A 19,895-nucleotide genomic window follows, 5' to 3' on the forward strand; every position below is an offset into this window, starting at 1 on the left:
ACACCATGCAGAAATTCACCGTGCACAAGGGCCTCGTGGCGCCGATGGACCGCGAGAACGTCGACACCGACGCAATCATTCCGAAGCAGTTCCTGAAGTCGATCCGCAAGACCGGCTTCGGACCGAACCTGTTCGACGAATGGCGCTATCTCGATCCGGGCGAGCCGGGGCAGGACCCGAAGTCGCGCAAGCCGAACCCGGACTTCGTGCTGAACCAGCCGCGCTACGCGGGCGCGTCGGTCCTCATCGCCCGCAAGAACTTCGGCTGCGGCTCGTCGCGCGAGCACGCGCCTTGGGCGCTCGACCAGTACGGCTTCCGCGCCATCATCGCGCCGAGCTTTGCCGACATCTTCTTCAACAACTGCTTCAAGAACGGACTGCTGCCGATCGTGTTGCCCGAATCGAAGGTTGCGCAACTGTTCGACGAAACCTTCGCCTTCCCGGGCTACAGCCTCACGATCGATCTCGATCGGCAGGTCATCGTCAAGCCCGACGGTGGTGAAATCGGCTTCGACATCCAGCCGTTCCGCAAGTACTGCCTGCTGAATGGCCTCGACGACATCGGCCTGACTTTGCGTCACAAGGACAAGATCCAGGCTTTCGAGGCCGAGCGGCTGGCGAAGAAGCCCTGGCTCGCGCACCAGATGATCGCCTGATCGCCCTTTCCTTCAACTTGAAAAAGCACATCTCATGAAGATCGCAGTACTGCCCGGTGACGGCATCGGCACCGAAATCGTCGCGGAGGCCTTGCGCGTCCTCGAAGCGCTCGACCTCTCATTCGAAACGGAGACCGCGCTGGTCGGCGGCGCCGCCTACGAAGCCCATGGCCATCCGCTGCCCGAATCGACGCTCAAGCTCGCGAAGGAAGCGGACGCGATGCTGTTCGGCGCCGTCGGCGACTGGAAATACGACAAGCTCGAGCGCTCGCTGCGTCCCGAGCAGGCCATCCTGGGCCTGCGCAAGAACCTGGGCCTCTTCGCCAATTTCCGTCCCGCGATCTGCTACGAGCAACTCGTCGACGCGTCGAGCCTCAAGCCCGAGTTGATCGCCGGCCTGGACATCCTCATCATCCGTGAGCTGACCGGCGACATCTACTTCGGCCAGCCGCGCGGCCGCCGCACCGCGGTCGACGGGCACTTCCCCGGCGCCGACGAAGCCTTCGACACGATGCGCTACTCGCGCCCGGAAGTCGAACGCATCGCCCACGTGGCCTTCCAGGCCGCGCGCAAGCGCAACAAGCGGGTGACCAGCGTCGACAAGGCCAACGTCCTCGAAACCTTCCAGTTCTGGAAGGACATCGTGACCGAAGTCGGCAAGGAATACCCCGACGTTGAACTCGACCATATGTACGTCGACAACGCCGCGATGCAGCTCGTCAAGGCGCCCAAGAAGTTCGACGTGGTGGTCACCGGCAACATGTTCGGCGACATCCTCTCCGACGAGGCGGCGATGCTCACCGGCTCGATCGGCATGCTGCCCTCGGCATCGCTCAATTCGAGCAACCAAGGCCTCTACGAGCCCAGCCACGGCAGCGCACCCGACATTGCAGGCAAAGGGGTTGCCAACCCTTTGGCTACAATCCTGTCCGCTGCCATGATGCTCCGTTTCTCCCTGAACCAGCCCGAAGCTGCCGACCGTATCGAGTCGGCGGTCAAGCACGTGCTCGCTCAGGGTCTGCGCACGGCAGACATCTGGTCCGCAGGTACCACCAAGGTCGGAACCCGCGAGATGGGCGATGCCGTGGTGGCTGCCATCACCAAAAAGACGATTACCGGCTAACCGCAGCCCGATTCGTCACGCCCTCCCCGGCTCTGACGAGCCGGGCGCAAAGAAAAGACTGATTTCTTTTTTCAGAAGGGCAAATTGAAATGGCGAACGCAAATCAACCTCTGGTCGGCCTCGTAGGCTGGCGCGGCATGGTCGGCTCGGTCCTCATGGATCGCATGCAGGCCGAAGGCGACTTCGGACTGATCGAGCCGGTCTTCTTCTCGACCTCCAACGCGGGTGGCAAGGCCCCCGCCATGGCCAAGAACGAGACCACGCTCAAGGACGCGCATGACATCGACGCACTGAAGAAGTGCGACATCGTCATCACGGCCCAGGGCGGCGACTACACCACGGAGGTGTTCCCCAAGCTTCGCGCAGCCGGCTGGAAGGGCCACTGGATCGACGCGGCCTCCACACTGCGCATGAACGATGACGCGATCATCGTGCTCGATCCGGTCAACCTCCCCGTAATCCAGAGCGCGCTCGCCAAGGGCGGCAAGAACTGGGTCGGCGGCAATTGCACCGTGAGCTGCATGCTGATGGGCGTGGGCGCCCTCTACAAGGCAGGCCTGGTGGAATGGATGACCAGCATGACCTACCAGGCCGCTTCCGGCGGCGGCGCCCAGCACATGCGCGAACTGCTGACCCAGTTCGGCACGCTGAACGCCGAAGTGCGAGCCCTGCTCGACGACCCGAAGTCCGCCATCCTCGAGATCGACCGCAAGGTCCTGGCCAAGCAGCAGTCGCTGACGGCACTCGAAACCGCCAATTTCGGCGTTCCGCTGGGCGGCAGCCTGATCCCCTGGATCGACAAGGATCTGGGCGACGGCATGAGCAAGGAAGAGTGGAAGGGCGGCGCCGAAACCAACAAGATCCTGGGCCAGGGTGCCGGGTTCGGAACGGCTGCCACTCCGGTCGATGGCTTCTGCGTGCGCATCGGCGCGATGCGCTGCCATAGCCAGGCGCTCACCTTCAAGCTAAAGAAGGACGTCCCACTTGCCGATATCGAGGCATTGATCGCTGCTGACAACGAATGGGCCAAGGTCGTGCCGAACACGCGGGAGGCCACGGTCAAGGAACTCACGCCAGTCGCGGTGACCGGCACGATGTCGATCCCGGTCGGCCGTATCCGCAAGCTGGCCATGGGTCCGGAGTACGTTGGCGCGTTCACGATCGGGGATCAGCTCCTGTGGGGTGCGGCCGAGCCGCTGCGCCGCATGCTGCGCATCCTCCTGGAAGTCTGAAGCGTTACATGCGCGCCCTTCGGGGCGCGCTGCGTTGCTACGCAGCAACGTCCCATGCATGACGAAGTTTGCACGCACTGGGTAGATAAGGCCTGTCGCCTTGTCAGTGCGGGGTGATGGTGTTAACGTCCTCTTACATTTCTGGGCCGAGCTGCCCCCCTCCAGCATGACACGACCATCATCGCCCGCGGCCCGTCTCTCGGCCACCTCGCCCGCCCCTACGACGATGGGTCGAGGCCAGCTTTCCGTACTCAGCGCGGCTGTCGCGGTGGCTGTTGGCGCTTTCAGCGCCGACGCCAGCGCACTCGCGCTCGGGCGCCTCAATGTCCAGTCGGCTCTCGGTGAACCGTTGCGTGCGGAAATCGAAGTGACCGAGATGACTGCGGCGGACATGGATGGGCTCAAGATCCAGATCGCCTCGGCCGACGCCTTCAAGGCAGCGGGCGTGCCCTACAACCCCGCCCTTTCCGACGTCCGCGTAGCCATCCAGCGGCGGCCCGGCGGTAACTATGTCGTGCGCCTGTCGACCAATCGAGGCGTGAGCGAGCCGTTCATCGACTTGCTGCTCGAAGCCAACTGGAGTTCCGGCCGCGTGGTCCGCGACTACACAGTGCTGCTGGACCCGCCCACCACCCGTCAGGCAGCCGCGCCCGTTGCGCCGACCGCACCGCAGATCACGGCGGCACCCCCCCGCGCCGCAGCACCGGTCGTGGTCGAGGCGGCGCCCCAGGCACGTCGTCAACGCAGCGCCCCTGCCCCGGCCGCCGCGCCGAGCGAGTCGAACAACGTCCGTACCGGCACGGGTGCTGGTGCCGCCGATCAGCAGGTCACGACCAAGGCTGGCGATACCGCCGGCAAGATTGCTGCTGCATACAAACCGGCCGACGTATCGCTTGATCAGATGCTGGTCGCGCTCCTGCGAGCCAACCCGAACGCATTCGTCGGCGGCAACGTGAATCGGATGAAGGCTGGCGCCGTGCTCGACATCCCGAGTTCGTCCCAAGCCGAATCCGTGACGGCGACCGAGGCGAAACGCACGGTCACCGCCCAGAGCCAGGATTTCAGCCAGTATCGCCGCCGCTTGGCCGAGAACGCACCCGAGACGTCTGTGGCCGACGCCGGCCGCCAAGCCTCTGGCAAGGTGCAGACCAACGTCGAGGATCGCAACGCAGCGAACACTTCGACCGACAAGCTCAAGATCTCCCAAGGCATAGCTCCCGGCCGTCCCACGGACGAGCAAATCGCGCAGGCAGCCGAGACGAAGGCTCGCCAGGAGCGCGAGAAGGAACTGACCAAGAATCTCCAGGACCTGAACCAGCTCAAGGCAGCCGCTGGTGCGCCCGCGGCGCCGGGCGCTGCGCCTGCACCTGCGCCAGTTGCCGCCGCACCGGCGGCCGCGACTGCTCCTGCACCCGCGACGCCGGCGGCAACAGCACCGGCCGCCGCCGCATCGACGCAACCGGCCGCAGCGGCAGCGCCGGCAGGGCAAAGCGCACCTGCGGCTCCTCAGGCCGCATCGCCCGCACCCGCAGCATCGCCAGAGGCGACTGCCGCAGCCCCCGCTACAGCACAGGCTCCTGCGCCCGCGGCCGCTCCAGCACCAGCTCCTGCTGCAAAGCCCCCGGTCAAAGCCGCCGCACCGGCACCTGCTCCGAAGGAACAGAGCTTCTTCTCGGAGCTGATGGAAAACCCGCTGATGGTCGCGGCTGCCGCTCTGGTGGCCCTGCTGATCAGCTTCCTGCTCTACCGCGTCCTCGGCCGCAAGCGCCGCGATGCGGGTGACAGCGTCTTCATCGAGAGCCGTATCCCGAAGGACTCCTTCTTCGGCGCGAGCGGCGGCGAATCGGTGGACACCAAGAATCGCGGCAACTCCGTTGTTTCCTCGCTCTCCTATTCCCCGAGCCAGCTCGATGCCGGCGATGTCGATCCGGTGGCCGAAGCCGACGTCTACCTGGCGTATGGCCGCGACCTCCAGGCAGAGGAAATCCTTCGCGAGGCGCTCCGCGTCAATCCGGAACGCACTGCGATCCACCTCAAGCTGCTCGAAATCCACGCCAAGCGCCGCGATCTGCGCGCCTACGAAGCACTCGCTTCCGAGGTTCACAAGCTCACCGGAGGCACCGGCACCGAATGGAACCGCGTCGTCGAACTCGGCAAGGATCTCGATCCGGGCAACCCGCTGTACGAAGCTGACGGCAAGAGCGTCTCGGCTGCGGAAGCCGCAGCTTTCGCAGGTACCTTGGCCGCAGCTTCCGCAGCCGTCTCGACCCCGGCTCCGAGCCCGGTCGAGCAGGCAGAGGCTGAAGCGCCGCCTCCGGCCTTCGTGCCTTCGGTCGCACCGCTGGACTTCGATCTCGATCTGTCCACCCCGCTTGCAGCGGCGTCCACAGCGCCCGCCCCCATCAACGTGAGCCTGCCGACTGCGCCAGCGCCGATTCAGTCGACCCCGCGCGATATTCCGCGCCCGATCGCTGTTCCCGGCGGTCTGAACGGCGGCGGTGCATCGACTCACACGCCGAAGATCGACCTCGAGAACGATTTCGACACGGCACCTGGCGCGCTCGAACCGGTGACAAACGGCTCATCGCTTCGCGACGAAGAACGCACGCAACCGGCTCCACTGCGCGCAGGTCTGCCGACGGACTCGGGTTTCATCGAGTTCGACATGAGCTCGCTGGCTGGCCTGTCGACGCGCACCCCGGCAGACACCGAGCGCGGCCGCCTCGAACCCATTGAGGAAGGTGCCGACAACCCGCACGTCATCAAGCTGTCCCTGGCCCGCGAACTCAAGGCGCTGGGTGACGTTGAAGGCGCCCGCTCGCTGGTCGAGGAAGTTGCCGCCGAAAGCTCCGGCGACGTGAAGGCCGAAGCAAAGCAGATGCTCGGCCAACTGCGCTGAGCAGCCCACGGGCTGCCGTGCTGTCGTGAGGCTGGCCCTCGGCATCCGCTACAACGGTCAGGCTTACGACGGCTGGCAAAGCCAGCCCTCCGGCCGGACCGTCCAGGACAAGCTCGAAGCAGCCCTGTCGCAGTTCGCCGACCAGCCGATTTCCACGCTCTGTGCCGGCCGCACCGATTCCGGCGTCCACGCTCTGATGCAGGTGGTGCACTTCGACACCACCGCTGTCCGCCCGCCTTTCTCCTGGGTGCGCGGCACCAACAGCTTCCTTCCCGACGACATCGCGGTGCAGTGGGCGCATCCGGTGTCCGATCAATTCCATTGCCGCGCGAGTGCCCTCACCCGGCGCTATGTCTACGTTCTGTCGCAATCGCCAGTTCGACCAAGTCTCGAAGCGGGTCGAGTGGGCTGGTCGATGTACGAACTGGACGGCCAGGCCATGCGCGCCGCCGCGGCGATGCTGCTCGGTCGGCACGACTTCAGTTCCTTCCGCGCCTCGGCCTGCCAGGCACTCTCGCCGGTCAAGGAGATGCGGCGCATCGCGATCACCCGGCACGGCGACACGGAGCGCTGCCGCTGGCACGTCGAATTCGAGGCGGATGCGTTCCTGCATCACATGATCCGAAACATCATGGGCTGCCTCGTTCGCATCGGCCAAGGCAAGGAACGACCGGAGTGGATGCGCGAAGTCCTCGAAGCGCGCAGCCGACTGGTGGCCGCGCCGACCTTTTCGCCGCACGGGCTCTACTTCCTGGGCCCGTTGTACGCCGCCGGGTGGGGTCTACCGCCCGAGGCAACCGTTGATGGCGGAGGCGCTGCGTATGATGGCCCGCCATGAACGCCGCACCACTCGCAGCCCGTACCCGGATCAAGATCTGCGGGCTCACGCGCGAACAGGACGTTGACGCCGCGGTCGAAGCCGGTGCCGACGCCATCGGTTTCGTCCTTTACCCGGCAAGTCCGCGGGCGGTAACGGTCGAACGCGCAGCCGAACTCGCCTTGCGCCTCCCCCCTTTCGTTTCTCCAGTGCTGCTGTTCGTCAACGAAGACGCTGCACACAGCGTGAGGGCGCTGTCTTCCGTGGCGGGTTCAATGGCCCAGTTCCACGGCGATGAATCGCCGGCGCAATGCTGGGAAGCCACCGGCAATGGCACATACCGGTACATGCGTGCGGCCCGGATTCCACTGGGCGCAGCCGGCGCGGGCTTCGACCTCGTAAAATACGCGTCCGATTACTCCCGCGCCCAGGCCATCCTGCTCGACGCCCATGTCGAAGCCTATGGCGGTGGCGGCAAGGCATTCGATTGGTCACTCCTACCACCCGCCGTCGACGCTCACCTCGTCTTGAGTGGTGGGCTCACACCTGCAAACGTGGGCGATGGCATTCGTCAGCTCCGGGCGCGATGCAAGTCGCTGTCCGTTGACGTGAGTTCGGGCGTCGAGGCCTCCAAGGGCATCAAGGACGCCGCCAGGATTCGCGACTTCGTGGCCGCCGTACGTGCGGCCGATGCCTCCTCCTAGTTTGCAGCCGGCTGCCCGCCTCGATCGACCGGGCGCCGGCCCACCGATCGAGACCATGAACACCTATCAGCAACCCGACGCCAGCGGCCACTTCGGCATCTATGGCGGCACTTTCGCCAGCGAAACGCTCACGCACGCGATCAGCGAACTGCGCGACGCCTACGCCAAGTACAAGGACGACCCGGAGTTCCTCGCCGAATTCCGCTACGAACTCGCGCACTTCGTGGGCCGTCCCTCACCGATCTATCACGCTGCCCGGACCAGCCGCGAAATGGGCGGCGCGCAGATCTACCTGAAGCGCGAAGACCTCAACCACACCGGCGCCCACAAGGTGAACAACACCATCGGTCAGGCGATGCTCGCCAAACGCATGGGCAAGCCCCGCGTGATCGCCGAAACCGGTGCAGGCCAGCACGGCGTCGCAACTGCGACCATCTGCGCCCGCTACGGCCTCGAGTGCGTGGTCTACATGGGCAGCGAAGACGTCAAGCGCCAGAGCCCGAACGTGTATCGCATGAACCTGCTCGGCGCGACGGTCGTTCCCGTCGAATCCGGCAGCAAGACGCTCAAGGACGCCCTTAACGAGGCGATGCGCGACTGGGTCACGAACGTCGAGAACACCTTCTACATCATCGGCACCGTCGCGGGGCCGCACCCCTACCCGACCATGGTGCGCGACTTCCAGAGCGTGATCGGCAACGAGTGCATCGACCAGATGCCCGGCATGCTCGCCGCCCAGGGCATCACCGGCGAAGCCGAAGGCAGGCAGCCTGACGTCGTCGTCGCCTGCGTGGGCGGCGGCAGCAATGCCATGGGTATCTTCTACCCCTACATCCCGTTCGCCGGCACTCGGCTGATCGGCGTGGAGGCGGCTGGAGAAGGCCTCGACAGCGGCAAGCATTCGGCCTCGATCCTCCGCGGCAGCCCCGGCGTGCTTCATGGCAACCGCACCTACCTGCTCCAGAACGAAGACGGCCAGGTGACCGAGACGCACAGCATCAGCGCGGGGCTGGACTATCCCGGCGTCGGGCCGGAGCATGCCTACCTCGCAGACATCGGCCGCGCCGAGTACGTCGGAATCACCGATACCGAAGCACTGGAGGCCTTCCACTATCTCTGCCGCACCGAGGGCATCATCCCCGCACTGGAATCCAGCCACGCGGTGGCCTACGCCATGAAACTTGCGAAGACCATGCGCCCGGACCAATCCATCCTGGTGAATCTCTCGGGCCGCGGCGACAAGGACATCGGCACCGTGGCCGACTTGTCTGGCGTGGACTTCTACGACCGGCCGTCGATGCGCGGCCTCAACGTGAAGGGAGGCAAGGCATGAGCCGTATCGCCGCCACCTTCGAAGCCCTGCAGAAAGCGGGCCGCAAGGCGCTGATTCCCTACGTCACCGCCGGCTTTCCCTATTCCGACGTCACCCCTGAGCTGATGCAGGGGATGGTCGAGGCCGGTGCCGACGTGATCGAGCTTGGCGTGCCCTTCTCCGATCCAATGGCAGACGGTCCAGTGATCCAGCGCGCCGGCGAAGCAGCCTTGGCGCTGGGCGTCGGCATGAAGCAGGTGCTCGGGATCGTCGCCTCGTTCCGTCAGAAGGACCAGCGCACGCCCGTAGTCCTGATGGGCTACGCAAACCCGGTCGAGCGCTACGACATCGTCCACGGCAAGGGCAGCTTCATCCGCGACGCGGCAGCCGCGGGCGTCGATGGACTGCTGGTGGTGGACTATCCGCCGGAAGAGTGCGAGACCTTCGCCGCCGAACTCAAGTCGAAAGGCATCGACCTCATCTTCCTGCTCGCACCGACCAGCACCCCCGATCGCATGGCGCAGGTTGGCCGTATCGCCACGGGCTACGTGTACTACGTGTCGCTGAAGGGCGTGACCGGCGCGGGGCATCTCGATACCGAAGCAGTGAGCCGGATGATTCCTCGCATCCGCGCGCATATGCAGCTGCCCGTCGGCGTCGGCTTCGGCATTCGCGACGCGCAGACCGCCAAGGCGATCGGTGCATCTGCGGATGCCGTCGTGATCGGCACGCGGATCATTCAACTGATCGAAGATCAACAGCGCGATGCGGTGGTGCCTCGGGTGCGCGAGTTCCTGACCGGAATCCGGCAGGCGCTCGACACCCTGCCCGCCACGACCGCCGGCAGCCCGGCTGGCAGATAATCGCCGCCACCAAAGGAGCCCCCGTGAGCTGGCTTGAGAAACTTCTCCCCCCAAAAATCGCACCGACCGACCCGAGCGAACGCCGCCAGATGCCCGAAGGCCTCTGGATCAAGTGCCCGAGCTGCGAAACGGTGCTCTACAAGACCGACCTCGAGCACAACCAGAACGTGTGCCCGAGCTGCGGCCACCATCACCGCATCAGCGCGCGTGCGCGTCTCGACGCCTTCCTGGACGCTGAAGGTCGCTACGAGCTCGGCCAGGAAGTGCTGCCGGTCGACGCCCTCAAGTTCAAGGACAGCCGCAAATACCCTGAGCGGCTGAAGGAAGCGCTGGAGAACACTGGCGAGACCGACGCCCTGGTGGTGATGGGCGGCTCGGTCCATAGCATCAACGTAGTGGTCGCCTGCTTCGAGTTCGACTTCATGGGCGGCAGCATGGGCAGCGTGGTCGGCGAACGCTTCGTGCGCGGCGTCGAGACCGCGATCGAGCAGAAGGTGCCCTTCATCTGCTTCACCGCCACCGGCGGTGCGCGCATGCAGGAAGGCCTGCTGTCGCTGATGCAGATGGCGAAGACCAACGCTGCGCTCACGCATCTCGCGAAGAAGGGCCTGCCTTACATCAGCGTGCTGACCGATCCGACCATGGGCGGTGTGAGCGCGGGCTTCGCGTTCGTGGGCGACGTGGTGATCGCCGAGCCCAAGGCACTCATCGGCTTCGCCGGTCCGCGGGTCATCGAATCGACCGTGCGCGTGACGCTGCCGGAAGGCTTCCAGCGCGCCGAGTTCCTGCAGACCAAGGGCGCGGTCGACTTCATCTGCGATCGGCGCGAACTGCGCAAGACCATCGCGAACACGCTGGCGATGCTGCTTCGCCAGCCAGCGGACGCCGTGCTCTGACGGCCCTCAGCGGCCGAGAGTGAAGACCGAGCCCATCATGCTGCCAAGGATGATGGCGCCAACCTGAAGCAGCACGATCGCGACGAGCGCCGACAGGTCAACGCCGCCCACCGGCGGAATGACCCGGCGCAGCGGCCGCACCAGCGGCTCCGCCAGGCGCGCGATCAGGTCGTGCAGCATCGACGACGCGCTCGGCACCCAGGAAAGAATCGCGTAGACGATCAGTAGCGCGGTGAGCCCCGACACCGCAAGCTGAAGCAGCCCGATCAGCGAAATGAGGGGAAGGATCGTCCACCGACCGAGTCCGCCCAGCAGCAGCCCCAGCAACACGAACTTGACCAGCACGAGCAGCCACGCCGCCACGCCGCTCGCAAGGTCCCATCGCTTCACTGATGGCACGATCCGGCGCAGGGGCAACACGATCCAGTCAGTGACCGCAAACACGAAGCGTCCAAGCGGATTGCCGAACGGCACCCGGTGGTACTGCATGTAGAGGCGCAACAGGCAAGCGCCGCCCAGAAGGCCGACGATCACGTCAAGCAGGAACGATGGGATCTGATAGAACATGGGCGCGAGGTCGTGAGCGGAATGCGATGATAGCCACGCCAAGGTTCACCGATGACGACACAAACCCCTCTGCGACCGATCCCCTTGTTTCCGCTCGGCACGGTGCTGTTCCCCGGTGGCTTCCTGCCGCTGCGGATCTTCGAGGTGCGCTATCTCGACATGATCGGCAAATGCCACAAGAGCGGCGAGCCCTTCGGTGTCGTGTGCCTCACCCAAGGTTCGGAAGTGCGCAAGGCCGGAGCTGGCGCGGAAGCCTTCGCGACCATCGGCACGCTCGCGCTCATTCGCGAACTCGATTCACCCCAGGCTGGACTGATGCAGATCGAATGCATTGGCACGCAGCGCTTCCGTGTTCATTCGAGCGAACTGCAGAAGCACGGGCTGTGGACCGCCCAGGTCGAGGCCATTGCAGACGATGTGCGACTGGAAGTCCCCGCGGACTTGAAGCATGTCTCCGACGCATTGCGTCGCGTGGTCGACACGCTGGACGAGCGGCGTCGCCAACAGGGCGTTCCGGGTCTTCGCCTGCCCATCATCGAGCCCTATCAGTTCGACGATTGCGGCTGGGTTGCCAATCGCTGGTGCGAGCTTCTGCCGGCACAGCCCGAACTCAAACAGCGCCTGATGGAACTCGACAGCCCGCTGATGCGGCTCGAACTCGTTAGCGATCTGCTGGCACGTACCGGCATCGCGAAGTAGCGCGCTACGAATTCGATAGCAAGCGACCCACTATTGATGCGGGTCGGACGCGGGTCCTTTAATGGCCCCGCGCGGTTAAAATGGCGGGTTGCGCTCGACATCGACAGCGCCACTACCCAGCCATGTCCGACCACCTGATCCCCTCCGTCCCCACTCCTGCGGCAGCGCCTGCCTCGACGCCCGCCATCGACGACAACCAGCTCATTGCCGAACGGCGCGAGAAGCTGAAGGCGCTGCGCCAAGCGCAGGCCGAGGGTAAAGGGGTCGCTTTCCCCAACGACTTCAAGCCCGCCGACCGTGCGGCTGCACTGGTCACCTCGCACGGTGAGACGCCCGCAGACGTACTCGATGCGACGCCGATCGCGGTCAGCGTCGCCGGCCGCATGATGCTCAAGCGGGTCATGGGCAAGGCCAGCTTCGCGACCGTGCAGGACGCCACCGGACGCATCCAGCTCTACGTCACGCGCGATGCGATCGGTGAAGAACTCTATGCCGAGTTCAAGCGCTGGGACCTCGGCGACATCCTCGGCGCCGAAGGCACGCTGATGAAGACCAAGACCGGCGAGCTCTCCGTCAAGGTCACTTCGCTGCGCCTGCTCACCAAGAGCCTGCGTCCGCTGCCGGACAAGTTCCACGGCATGGCCGACCAGGAACAGAAGTACCGCCAGCGCTATGTCGACCTCATTACCGACTCGACGGCGCGTGACCGTTTCGCGGCCCGTAGCCGCGCCGTGAGCGCCCTGCGCGAATTCATGGTGAGCAACGACTTCCTCGAAGTCGAGACGCCCATGCTCCACCCGATCCCGGGCGGCGCCAACGCGAAGCCGTTCAAGACGCACCACAACGCGCTGGACCAGGAGATGTTCCTGCGCATTGCCCCCGAGCTGTATCTCAAGCGCCTCATCGTCGGCGGCTTCGAGCGCGTGTTCGAGATCAACCGGAGCTACCGCAACGAAGGCATTTCGGTGCGGCACAACCCCGAGTTCACGATGATGGAGTTCTACGCGGCGTACTGGAACTACCGCGACCTGATGGACTTCACCGAAACGCTGATCCGCACGATCGCGGACAAGGCAGTCGGCACCCAGCAGCTCACCTACCAAGGCAAGGCGGTCGATCTCACCCAGCCTTTCGAGCGCCTCACGATCCGCGAAGCCATCCTCAAGTACACCGACGCGGGCTCGAATGTCGACGACTCGACCTGGCTCGTCAACGCACTGCGGAAGCTGGGCCTGACCGAAGAGAAAGACAAGCTCTCGCAGCGTAGCCTCGCATCGCTGCAAGTGATGTACTTCGAAGAGACGGTCGAAGAGAAGCTCTGGCAGCCGACTTTCATCATGGAGCACCCGACGGAAATCTCGCCGCTGGCACGCGCGAACGACGAGCGCCCGGAGGTCACGGAACGCTTCGAGCTCTACATCACCGGACGCGAATTCGGCAACGGGTTCAGCGAGCTCAACGATGCCGAAGACCAGGCCGCGCGCTTCAACGCGCAGGTCGCCGCCAAGGACAGCGGCGACGACGAGGCGATGTACTTCGACCACGACTTCGTGCGCGCGCTCGAATACGGCATGCCGCCCACCGGCGGTTGCGGCATCGGCATCGACCGGCTGATGATGCTGTTGACCGACTCGCCCAGCATCCGCGACGTGATCCTGTTCCCGGCCCTGCGGCGCGAATCTTGAGCGAGCACGTGCCGGCAATCGGCATCGACTTCGGTACCTCGAATTCCGCCGTCGCCTTTGTGGCCGACGACGGGTTTGCGCGGGCCCTGCCGCTCGAAGGCACCGCGACCACCATTCCGACCGCGATTTTCTTCAACGCCGAAGATCGCACCACGCACTTCGGTCGCGACGCGATCTCGCTCTACCTGGCCGGTGTCGAAGGCCGGCTGATGCGATCGCTCAAGAGCCTGCTCGGCAGTTCGTTGATGCAGGAGCAGACCGAGGTCTTCGGCGGACGGATCGGCTTCGAGGACATCATCACCCTCTTCCTCACCGAGCTTGGCAGCCGTGCGCGCGCGCAGTTGGGTGCCCAGCCGGGCCGCGTCGTGATCGGCCGCCCAGTCCACTTCGTTGACGATGACGAGGAGCGCGACCGGCAGGCCGAAGAAACGCTTCGCCGCGCCGCCAGGAGCGCGGGGTTTGGCGAGGTCAGCTTCCAGTACGAGCCCATTGCCGCCGCGTTCGACTACGAGCGGCGCGTCGAGAAGGAATCGCTCGTGCTCATCGTCGATATCGGCGGCGGCACCTCGGACTTCACCGCGGTGCGCCTCGATCCTTCGCACAGCCAGATCGGCGACCGCGCTACGGACGTGCTCGCCACGACCGGCGTACACATCGGCGGCACGGACTACGACCAGCGACTCAGCCTCGAATGCGCGATGCCGGAGTTCGGATTCCGGCACATCGGCCCGCAAGGACGCGAGGTGCCGAGCAGGACCTTCTTCGATCTCTCGTCGTGGCATCTGATCAACTGGCTGTACGCGCCCAAGGCCGTTCGCCAAGTGCAGGAACTGCGCACCGGCTACGCCGACACCCGTCTGCACGATCGGCTCATGAATGTGCTCTTGAACCGCGAAGGGCATCGGGTCGCCAGCGAAGTCGAAGCCGCGAAGATCCGCGCCTCGACGACGAATGCCGACGCATCGATCGACCTCTCGTGCGGAGAGCGCGATCTCGCCGTCGCACTCACCGCCGACGGCATGGCGCGCCATCTCGGCCCGCTGCTGGAGCGCGTGATCGCCTGCGCCCACGAGTGCGTGCGGCTGGCCGCGCTCGGCAACGATGGACTGGATGCTATCTATTTGACCGGTGGTTCTTCGGCTCTGCGTCCGTTCCAGCAGGCGCTGGCTTCCGCATTCCCCAGTGCGAGGATCGTCGAGGGCGACTTCTTCGGCGGCGTTGCGGCCGGCTTGGCCTACACGGCTGCGGGCACACGGACGCCCCGGCCGGTATGAAGTACCTCGCCGCTTATCCCGCGGCGCTGCGCGCCCAGGTCGAGCAACTCATCGCCCAAGACCGTCTGGCCGCTCTGCTGCGCGGACGCTACGGCGATGCGCACGACATCCGCACGGATCGCGCACTCTACGACTACGTAAGCGAGCTCAAGAACGAATTCCTGCGCAATGCCGAGCCGCTATCGAAGGTGGCTTTCGACAGCAAGCTCCATGTGATCCGCAACGCCCTCGGCACGCACACGACCGTCTCGCGCGTGCAGGGCAGCCGGCTGAAGTCGAAGCGCGAGATTCGCGTCGCGAGCCTGTTCAAGGAAGTCCCGCTCGAATGGCTGCGCATGATCGTCGTGCACGAACTGGCGCACATCAAGGTGCGCGAGCACGACAAGGCCTTCTATCAGCTCTGTGCGCACATGGAGCCGGCCTATCACCAGTTCGAGTTCGACCTGCGGCTTTACCTGACGCACCTAGACGTTGGCGGTGGCCGCCTGTGGTCCGCGACCACCTCGCCAGAGCCGAACGCGTAGTCAGGGCCTCGGAAGCATCTGTACCGCGCTGCGGTACGCGGTGGACTGCATCAATTCATCCCAGTCGATGGCCGGTGACTTGGGGAGCAGGCTCCGGCGTCGCGCCTCGCTCACGGGGTTCGGCTTCCATTGGCCGTCGCGACCTGCGGCGGCAAAGCCATCGAGCAGCTGATCGAGCACTGCGCCATCGCCAACGCTCTGGTTGCACAGCAGCGCCAGATCGCAGCCCGCATTCAAGGCGGCCAGCGCTGCATCGACATAGCTGAGGGATTCGCCGTCGATTTGCCGCGCCGCTTCCATGCTGAGGTCGTCGCTGAACACGGCGCCTTCGAAGCCGAGCTTGCCTCGCAGGATCTCCTGCAGCCACTTCGCGGAGAAACCGGCGGGCCGTGCATCGACCTTGGGATAGATCACATGCGCCGGCATCACGGCCGAGAGCGAACCGACAAGCCAGTCGTAGGGCCGCGCATCGTCCGCAAGGATCGCCTTGAGGCTGCGGCGATCAACCGGGATCGCCACATGCGAATCCGCCTTGACGAAGCCGTGCCCCGGAAAGTGCTTGCCGCAATTGAGCATGCCGGCCTGCAGCATTCCATGCATCAAGCTGCGGGCAAGCACTGCGACCACGCGCGGATCGCGATGAAAGCTGCGATCGCCGATCACGCTGCTTTCGCCGTAGTCGAGGTCGAGCACCGGCGCGAAGCTGAAGTCGACGCCGCACGCCCGAAGCTCGGCCGCCAGGACATGCCCGCAGGCCACCGCGACTTGCGTCGCCCGCAGCGCATCCTTCATCCACAGCTCGCCCAGGATCCGCATGGAAGGCAGCCGGGTGAAGCCATCCGTGCGGAAGCGCTGGACCCGGCCGCCCTCGTGGTCCACGCAGATCAGGATGTCGGGCCGGATCGCCTTGATCTCGGCATTGAGCGCACTCATTTGCGCGCGGTCGCGCCAGTTGCGCGTGAAATGGATCACGCCGCCGACGAGCGGATCAGCGAGGCGTCGGCGGTCGGCCGCGTTCAGCTCGACTCCCGCGACATCGATGATCAGCGGGGCGTGCGGGGTGTTCTGGTTCATTCTTTGCGCTCGACCACGACGAAGCTGGCCGCGTAGTCGGTTTCATCTGTCACGGTCACGTGGGCCGTCAGGCCTTGTGCTTCAAACCAGGTCTTGAGTTCGCCGTGCAGCACGATCACGGGCTTGCCGCTCTTCTGGTTGACGATCTCGCAGAGGCGCCAGCTCATCGGCATCCGCATGCCGAGGCCGATCGCCTTGCTGAAAGCTTCCTTGGCCGAGAAGCGCGTCGCCAGATAGCGCAGCCCGCGCTTCGGCCAGCGAGCGCCGCGCGCCTGCCAGACAGCGAACTCGGCGTCACCCAAGACCTTGCGCGCAAAGCGCTCGCCTTGGCGCTCCAGGGTCGCCGAGATGCGCCGGATATCGCAGATGTCGGTGCCGATGCCGTAGATCACCTGGGCGCCTGCTCGCCGGCTTCTTCGATGCGCCGCAGGTATTCGCGCGTTGCCGCGGCGTAACCCAGCTCCAGCGCGTCGGAAACGAAGGCATGGCCGATCGACACCTCTCGCACACCCGGCACCACACGCAGGAACTCGGTCAGATTGTCGCGGCTGAGGTCGTGTCCTGCGTTGACTTCGAGACCCGCCGCCTGCGCGGCGCGCGCAGCCTCGGCATAGAGCCGCAGAACCGAATGCGCCTTCGAGGTGTCGCGCGACGCTGCGTAACCCTCCGTATAGAGCTCGATGCGGTCGGCGCCCACCGCCTTGGCAGCTGCCATCATTTCGGGATTCGGGTCCATGAAGAGGCTCACGCGCACACCCAGGGCCTTGGCTTCGGCAATGACCGGGCGGAGTCGCTCGGCGTCTTCCGGAAAGGTCCATCCGTGGTCACTGGTCGACTGGGTCTCGCTGTCCGGCACAAACGTCGCCTGATGCGGGCGCAGCTCGCGCACGAACTCCATCAGGTTGTGGAATGGATTGCCCTCAATGTTGAACTCGGCTTTCGGCCATTCCTTGTGAAGCAGCGCCGAGAGGTCGCGCACGTCCTGCGGACGGATATGCCGCTGGTCGGGCCGCGGATGCACGGTGATGCCGTGCGCGCCCGCGTCGAGGCACATCGACGCCGCGAACAACACGCTCGGAATGCCGAGCTGACGCGTGTTGCGCACCAGCGCGACCTTGTTGAGGTTGACCGACAGGGCGGTTGAAATCGAGGAGCTCATAGTGCTTGCAGGTCCCGCATCATCTGCCGCGTACGCAGCGTTGCAACGCCGCAATGGTAGTTGAGCAAGTTGCGCAACTGGATGCGCAAGGCGCCATTGACCCCGGCGCACGCACGGAGCGTGGCGACGAACGGCGCGAAATCGTCGAGCGCAGCCTGAAGCGCCTGCCAGTCGGCACCTTGTAATGAGGGCTCGTCTTCGAAGGCTTCGCGCAGGCCGGCCTCGGGCACGAGGGTGTAGCGGACCTCGCCCTGGAGCGGAGCGAGTGTGAGCGTCTGCGCATCCAGCGCCGGTAGCAATCCGACTTCCCGCAGCAGCAGCAGCTCGAAGGCGCGCAAGGCCGCGGATTGCGTTGCCGCCTGCGCGGCAGCGTGGTCACCGGCAAGCACCTGCACAACGCCGGCATAGGCGTCGAAAAGCGCTTCGTGCGGATCATCGCGCGCAAGCAAGCGCAGCAGCAATTCGTTGACGTAGTAGCCCGACAGCAATGCCTCGCCGGTCGGCATCACATGGCCGCCCATCCATTCGGCACTCTTGAGCGTGCGGATCTCTGCGTCGCCGGAAAAGCTGAGCTGAAGCGGCTGCAGCGGCAGCAACACCGGCCGGAAATTGGAGCTGGGCCGCTTCGCCCCCTTGGCCACGAGCGCAATGCGGCCGTGGTGGCGGGCGAAGACTTCGAGGATCAGGCTGGACTCGCTCCAGTCGTAGCGGTGGAGCACATAGGCAGGTTCATGCGAGACGCGCTTGACCGCCACTCACTCATACCCGAAGGAACGCACACGGGCCTCGTCGTCGGCCCAGCCGGAACGGACTTTGACCCAGAGTTCGATGAAGACCTTGGCATCCATGAGCTTCTCGAGTTCCTGCCGCGTCTCGGTGCCGATGCGCTTGATGCGCTCGCCCTTGTCGCCAATAACCATTGCCTTGTGGCCGTCGCGCTCCACGACGATCGTTGCAGCGATCTTGACCAGGCGCTTCTGGCCCTTGCGCGCGGGCGGCTCTTCGGTGAACTTGTCGATCACGACGGTCGATGTGTAGGGTAGCTCGTCGCCCGTGAGGCGGAAGAGCTTCTCGCGCACCATCTCGCTCGCCAGGAACTGCTCGCTGCGGTCGGTCAGTTCGTCCTCGTCGTACCACCATGGCTGTTCGGGCAGGTACTTCTCGCAGATGCCGAAAAGACGCTCGACGTCCTTCGAATTCTTGGCGGACATCGGCACGAACTCCGCGAATGCGTGCTTCTGCTGCATGGTCTGCAGCCAGGGTGCGATGTCGGCACGGCGATGCACGTGATCGAGCTTGTTGGCGATCAACACCGTGGGGATGCCGGTGCCGAGAAGCTTCAGCACCCGCTCATCCGCCGGAGTGAAGCTGCCAGCCTCGACCACGAACAGGATCAGATCGACATCGGAAACTGCCCCGACCACCGTCTTGTTGAGCGAGCGATTCAGCGCATTCGCGTGAAGGGTCTGGAAGCCCGGCGTATCGACAAACACGAACTGCGTTGCACCGAGCGTCCGCATGCCGGTGATGCGGTGCCGCGTGGTCTGCGCCTTGCGCGATGTGATGCTGATCTTCTGACCGACCAGGGCATTGAGAAGCGTCGACTTGCCGACATTGGGCTTGCCGACGATCGCCACCAGTCCGCAGCGTTGGGATTCGGGAGAAGTGGGGGCGGAGTCGATGGGTTCGTTCATGGGGTTGCCTTCGCGCCGCGCGCCTTGAGCCGGATCAACATCGCCGCCGCGGCAGCCTGCTCAGCGGCGCGACGCGAGCCGCCGATGCCGTGCTCATGCAGTCCCAGGTCGGACGCCTCGCATTCGACTTCGAAAGTCTGCTTGTGCGCGGCGCCGAGCGTTCCGACGACACGGTAGACCGGCAACTTCATTTTGTGGCCCTGAAGCCATTCCTGCAATTCGGTCTTCGGGTCCTTGGCGGCCGCTTCCATGCGCGGATTGATTTCCACGGATTCGTACAGACGCTCGACCAATGCCTGCGCGGCGCCGAACCCGGCATCGAGATACACCGCACCGATCACCGCCTCGAGCGCATCGGCGAGGATCGATGGCCGGTTCTGGCCACCCGAGCGGGCCTCGCCTTCGCCCAGTCTCAGGAGCGGCGAGATGGCAAGTTTGAGCGCGAGTTGGTGCAGCGTGTCCTGCTTGACGAGATTGGCGCGGACCCGGGAAAGGTCGCCCTCCGACATCTCAGTCAGCCGGGTGTAGAGGAGATGCGAGACGGCGAGGCTGAGCACCGAATCGCCCAGGAACTCGAGCCGCTCGTTGTGGTCGGCCGAGAAACTGCGATGCGTCAGCGCGCGCTGCAGAAGCCGAAGATCGGCAAACGAATACTGGAGCCGCGCCTGGAGCGCGGCAAGGCCGCCTTGGTTCACTGTGCGGCAAGCCTGGGGATGG

Annotated in this window: 20 protein-coding genes; 13 read left to right on the top strand and 7 right to left on the bottom strand. The window is 65.1% G+C overall.

The window, feature by feature from the left end:
* Positions 1-5: 5 nt before the first annotated feature.
* From leuD to accD, 9 genes are all read left to right on the top strand, one after another.
* Positions 6-656, top strand: coding sequence for a 3-isopropylmalate dehydratase small subunit (leuD, locus tag FHW64_RS18975; protein WP_184528965.1), 651 nt, complete (start codon positions 6-8; stop codon positions 654-656).
* 34 nt (positions 657-690) lie between these two features.
* On the top strand, positions 691-1,779 hold the full coding sequence (gene leuB, locus FHW64_RS18980; protein WP_184528967.1) for a 3-isopropylmalate dehydrogenase: 1,089 nt from the start codon (positions 691-693) through the stop codon (positions 1,777-1,779).
* Positions 1,780-1,868: 89 nt separating this feature from the next.
* On the top strand, positions 1,869-3,011 hold the full coding sequence (gene asd, locus FHW64_RS18985; RefSeq protein ID WP_184528969.1) for an aspartate-semialdehyde dehydrogenase: 1,143 nt from the start codon (positions 1,869-1,871) through the stop codon (positions 3,009-3,011).
* Positions 3,012-3,177: 166 nt separating this feature from the next.
* Positions 3,178-5,910 carry a FimV/HubP family polar landmark protein gene (locus FHW64_RS18990; protein ID WP_184528971.1) on the top strand — a complete coding sequence of 911 codons (2,733 nt, stop codon included), beginning with the start codon at positions 3,178-3,180 and terminating at the stop codon, positions 5,908-5,910.
* 25 nt (positions 5,911-5,935) lie between these two features.
* Positions 5,936-6,748 (top strand): tRNA pseudouridine(38-40) synthase TruA, encoded by an 813-nt coding sequence (truA, locus tag FHW64_RS18995; protein WP_184528973.1) that lies wholly within the window; start codon positions 5,936-5,938, stop codon positions 6,746-6,748.
* Positions 6,745-7,431, top strand: coding sequence for a phosphoribosylanthranilate isomerase (locus FHW64_RS19000; RefSeq protein WP_184528975.1), 687 nt, complete (start codon positions 6,745-6,747; stop codon positions 7,429-7,431). The genes truA and FHW64_RS19000 overlap by 4 nt, the downstream gene beginning before the upstream one ends.
* 55 nt (positions 7,432-7,486) lie before the next feature.
* A complete protein-coding gene (gene trpB / locus FHW64_RS19005) occupies positions 7,487-8,764 on the top strand; it encodes a tryptophan synthase subunit beta (protein WP_184528977.1) in 1,278 nt (425 codons plus the stop codon).
* On the top strand, positions 8,761-9,606 hold the full coding sequence (trpA, locus tag FHW64_RS19010) for a tryptophan synthase subunit alpha (protein WP_184528978.1): 846 nt from the start codon (positions 8,761-8,763) through the stop codon (positions 9,604-9,606). Before trpB ends, trpA begins: the two co-directional genes overlap by 4 nt.
* A gap of 23 nt (positions 9,607-9,629) precedes the next feature.
* Positions 9,630-10,502 (top strand): acetyl-CoA carboxylase, carboxyltransferase subunit beta, encoded by an 873-nt coding sequence (gene accD, locus FHW64_RS19015; protein WP_184528981.1) that lies wholly within the window; start codon positions 9,630-9,632, stop codon positions 10,500-10,502.
* A 6-nt stretch (positions 10,503-10,508) separates the two neighbouring features.
* Here the strand turns inward: accD and FHW64_RS19020 are convergent, their stop codons facing one another.
* Positions 10,509-11,069 carry a YggT family protein gene (locus FHW64_RS19020; RefSeq protein ID WP_184528982.1) on the bottom strand — a complete coding sequence of 187 codons (561 nt, stop codon included), beginning with the start codon at positions 11,067-11,069 and terminating at the stop codon, positions 10,509-10,511.
* 51 nt (positions 11,070-11,120) lie between these two features.
* Between FHW64_RS19020 and FHW64_RS19025 the strand changes: the two genes are divergently transcribed.
* The 4 genes from FHW64_RS19025 to FHW64_RS19040 all read left to right on the top strand — a co-directional run bounded on the left by FHW64_RS19025 (position 11,121) and on the right by FHW64_RS19040 (position 15,251).
* Positions 11,121-11,768 (top strand): LON peptidase substrate-binding domain-containing protein, encoded by a 648-nt coding sequence (locus FHW64_RS19025; protein WP_184528984.1) that lies wholly within the window; start codon positions 11,121-11,123, stop codon positions 11,766-11,768.
* A gap of 122 nt (positions 11,769-11,890) precedes the next feature.
* Positions 11,891-13,453, top strand: coding sequence for a lysine--tRNA ligase (lysS, locus tag FHW64_RS19030; RefSeq protein WP_184528986.1), 1,563 nt, complete (start codon positions 11,891-11,893; stop codon positions 13,451-13,453).
* Entirely contained in the window at positions 13,450-14,727 is a 1,278-nt protein-coding gene (locus FHW64_RS19035) for an Hsp70 family protein (protein ID WP_221210366.1), read from the top strand. Before lysS ends, FHW64_RS19035 begins: the two co-directional genes overlap by 4 nt.
* Positions 14,724-15,251 (top strand): YgjP-like metallopeptidase domain-containing protein, encoded by a 528-nt coding sequence (locus FHW64_RS19040; protein WP_184528988.1) that lies wholly within the window; start codon positions 14,724-14,726, stop codon positions 15,249-15,251. The genes FHW64_RS19035 and FHW64_RS19040 overlap by 4 nt, the downstream gene beginning before the upstream one ends.
* On the opposite strand, the gene nagZ is transcribed toward FHW64_RS19040, so the two are convergent.
* The 6 genes from nagZ to rnc are packed head-to-tail and all read right to left on the bottom strand — an operon-like array spanning position 15,252 to position 19,873.
* Positions 15,252-16,325, bottom strand: a complete 1,074-nt coding sequence (gene nagZ, locus FHW64_RS19045) for a beta-N-acetylhexosaminidase (protein ID WP_184528990.1) — start codon at positions 16,323-16,325, stop codon at positions 15,252-15,254.
* Positions 16,322-16,717, bottom strand: coding sequence for a holo-ACP synthase (gene acpS / locus FHW64_RS19050; protein ID WP_184528992.1), 396 nt, complete (start codon positions 16,715-16,717; stop codon positions 16,322-16,324). Before acpS ends, nagZ begins: the two co-directional genes overlap by 4 nt.
* The gene (locus FHW64_RS19055) at positions 16,714-17,484 is read right to left on the bottom strand and encodes a pyridoxine 5'-phosphate synthase (RefSeq protein ID WP_184528994.1); all 771 of its coding nucleotides are present in this window, start codon (positions 17,482-17,484) and stop codon (positions 16,714-16,716) included. The genes acpS and FHW64_RS19055 overlap by 4 nt, the downstream gene beginning before the upstream one ends.
* Positions 17,481-18,239, bottom strand: a complete 759-nt coding sequence (recO, locus tag FHW64_RS19060; RefSeq protein WP_184528996.1) for a DNA repair protein RecO — start codon at positions 18,237-18,239, stop codon at positions 17,481-17,483. Before recO ends, FHW64_RS19055 begins: the two co-directional genes overlap by 4 nt.
* Positions 18,240-19,178: a GTPase Era gene (era, locus tag FHW64_RS19065; RefSeq protein ID WP_184528998.1), complete on the bottom strand. Its 939-nt coding sequence runs from the start codon at positions 19,176-19,178 to the stop codon at positions 18,240-18,242.
* Positions 19,175-19,873 carry a ribonuclease III gene (rnc, locus tag FHW64_RS19070; RefSeq protein ID WP_184529000.1) on the bottom strand — a complete coding sequence of 233 codons (699 nt, stop codon included), beginning with the start codon at positions 19,871-19,873 and terminating at the stop codon, positions 19,175-19,177. The genes era and rnc overlap by 4 nt, the downstream gene beginning before the upstream one ends.
* Positions 19,874-19,895 lie beyond the last annotated feature (22 nt).

Origin of the sequence: Variovorax sp. Sphag1AA, from assembly GCF_014192575.1 — a bacterium.
Lineage (GTDB): Bacteria > Pseudomonadota > Gammaproteobacteria > Burkholderiales > Burkholderiaceae_C > Variovorax.

What these genes read in the sequence shown, in the direction of transcription:
- asd (WP_184528969.1), top strand. Translation starts at nt 1,869, where the DNA reads ATGGCGAACGCAAATCAACCTCTGGTCGGCCTCGTAGGCTGGCGCGGC.
- trpB (WP_184528977.1), top strand. Translation starts at nt 7,487, where the DNA reads ATGAACACCTATCAGCAACCCGACGCCAGCGGCCACTTCGGCATCTAT.
- FHW64_RS19025 (WP_184528984.1), top strand. Translation starts at nt 11,121, where the DNA reads ATGACGACACAAACCCCTCTGCGACCGATCCCCTTGTTTCCGCTCGGC.
- lysS (WP_184528986.1), top strand. Translation starts at nt 11,891, where the DNA reads ATGTCCGACCACCTGATCCCCTCCGTCCCCACTCCTGCGGCAGCGCCT.
- FHW64_RS19055 (WP_184528994.1), bottom strand. Translation starts at nt 17,484, where the DNA reads ATGAGCTCCTCGATTTCAACCGCCCTGTCGGTCAACCTCAACAAGGTC.
- leuB (WP_184528967.1), top strand. Translation starts at nt 691, where the DNA reads ATGAAGATCGCAGTACTGCCCGGTGACGGCATCGGCACCGAAATCGTC.
- FHW64_RS19020 (WP_184528982.1), bottom strand. Translation starts at nt 11,069, where the DNA reads ATGTTCTATCAGATCCCATCGTTCCTGCTTGACGTGATCGTCGGCCTT.
- FHW64_RS19000 (WP_184528975.1), top strand. Translation starts at nt 6,745, where the DNA reads ATGAACGCCGCACCACTCGCAGCCCGTACCCGGATCAAGATCTGCGGG.
- era (WP_184528998.1), bottom strand. Translation starts at nt 19,178, where the DNA reads ATGAACGAACCCATCGACTCCGCCCCCACTTCTCCCGAATCCCAACGC.
- trpA (WP_184528978.1), top strand. Translation starts at nt 8,761, where the DNA reads ATGAGCCGTATCGCCGCCACCTTCGAAGCCCTGCAGAAAGCGGGCCGC.
- FHW64_RS19040 (WP_184528988.1), top strand. Translation starts at nt 14,724, where the DNA reads ATGAAGTACCTCGCCGCTTATCCCGCGGCGCTGCGCGCCCAGGTCGAG.
- nagZ (WP_184528990.1), bottom strand. Translation starts at nt 16,325, where the DNA reads ATGAACCAGAACACCCCGCACGCCCCGCTGATCATCGATGTCGCGGGA.
- FHW64_RS18990 (WP_184528971.1), top strand. Translation starts at nt 3,178, where the DNA reads ATGACACGACCATCATCGCCCGCGGCCCGTCTCTCGGCCACCTCGCCC.
- leuD (WP_184528965.1), top strand. Translation starts at nt 6, where the DNA reads ATGCAGAAATTCACCGTGCACAAGGGCCTCGTGGCGCCGATGGACCGC.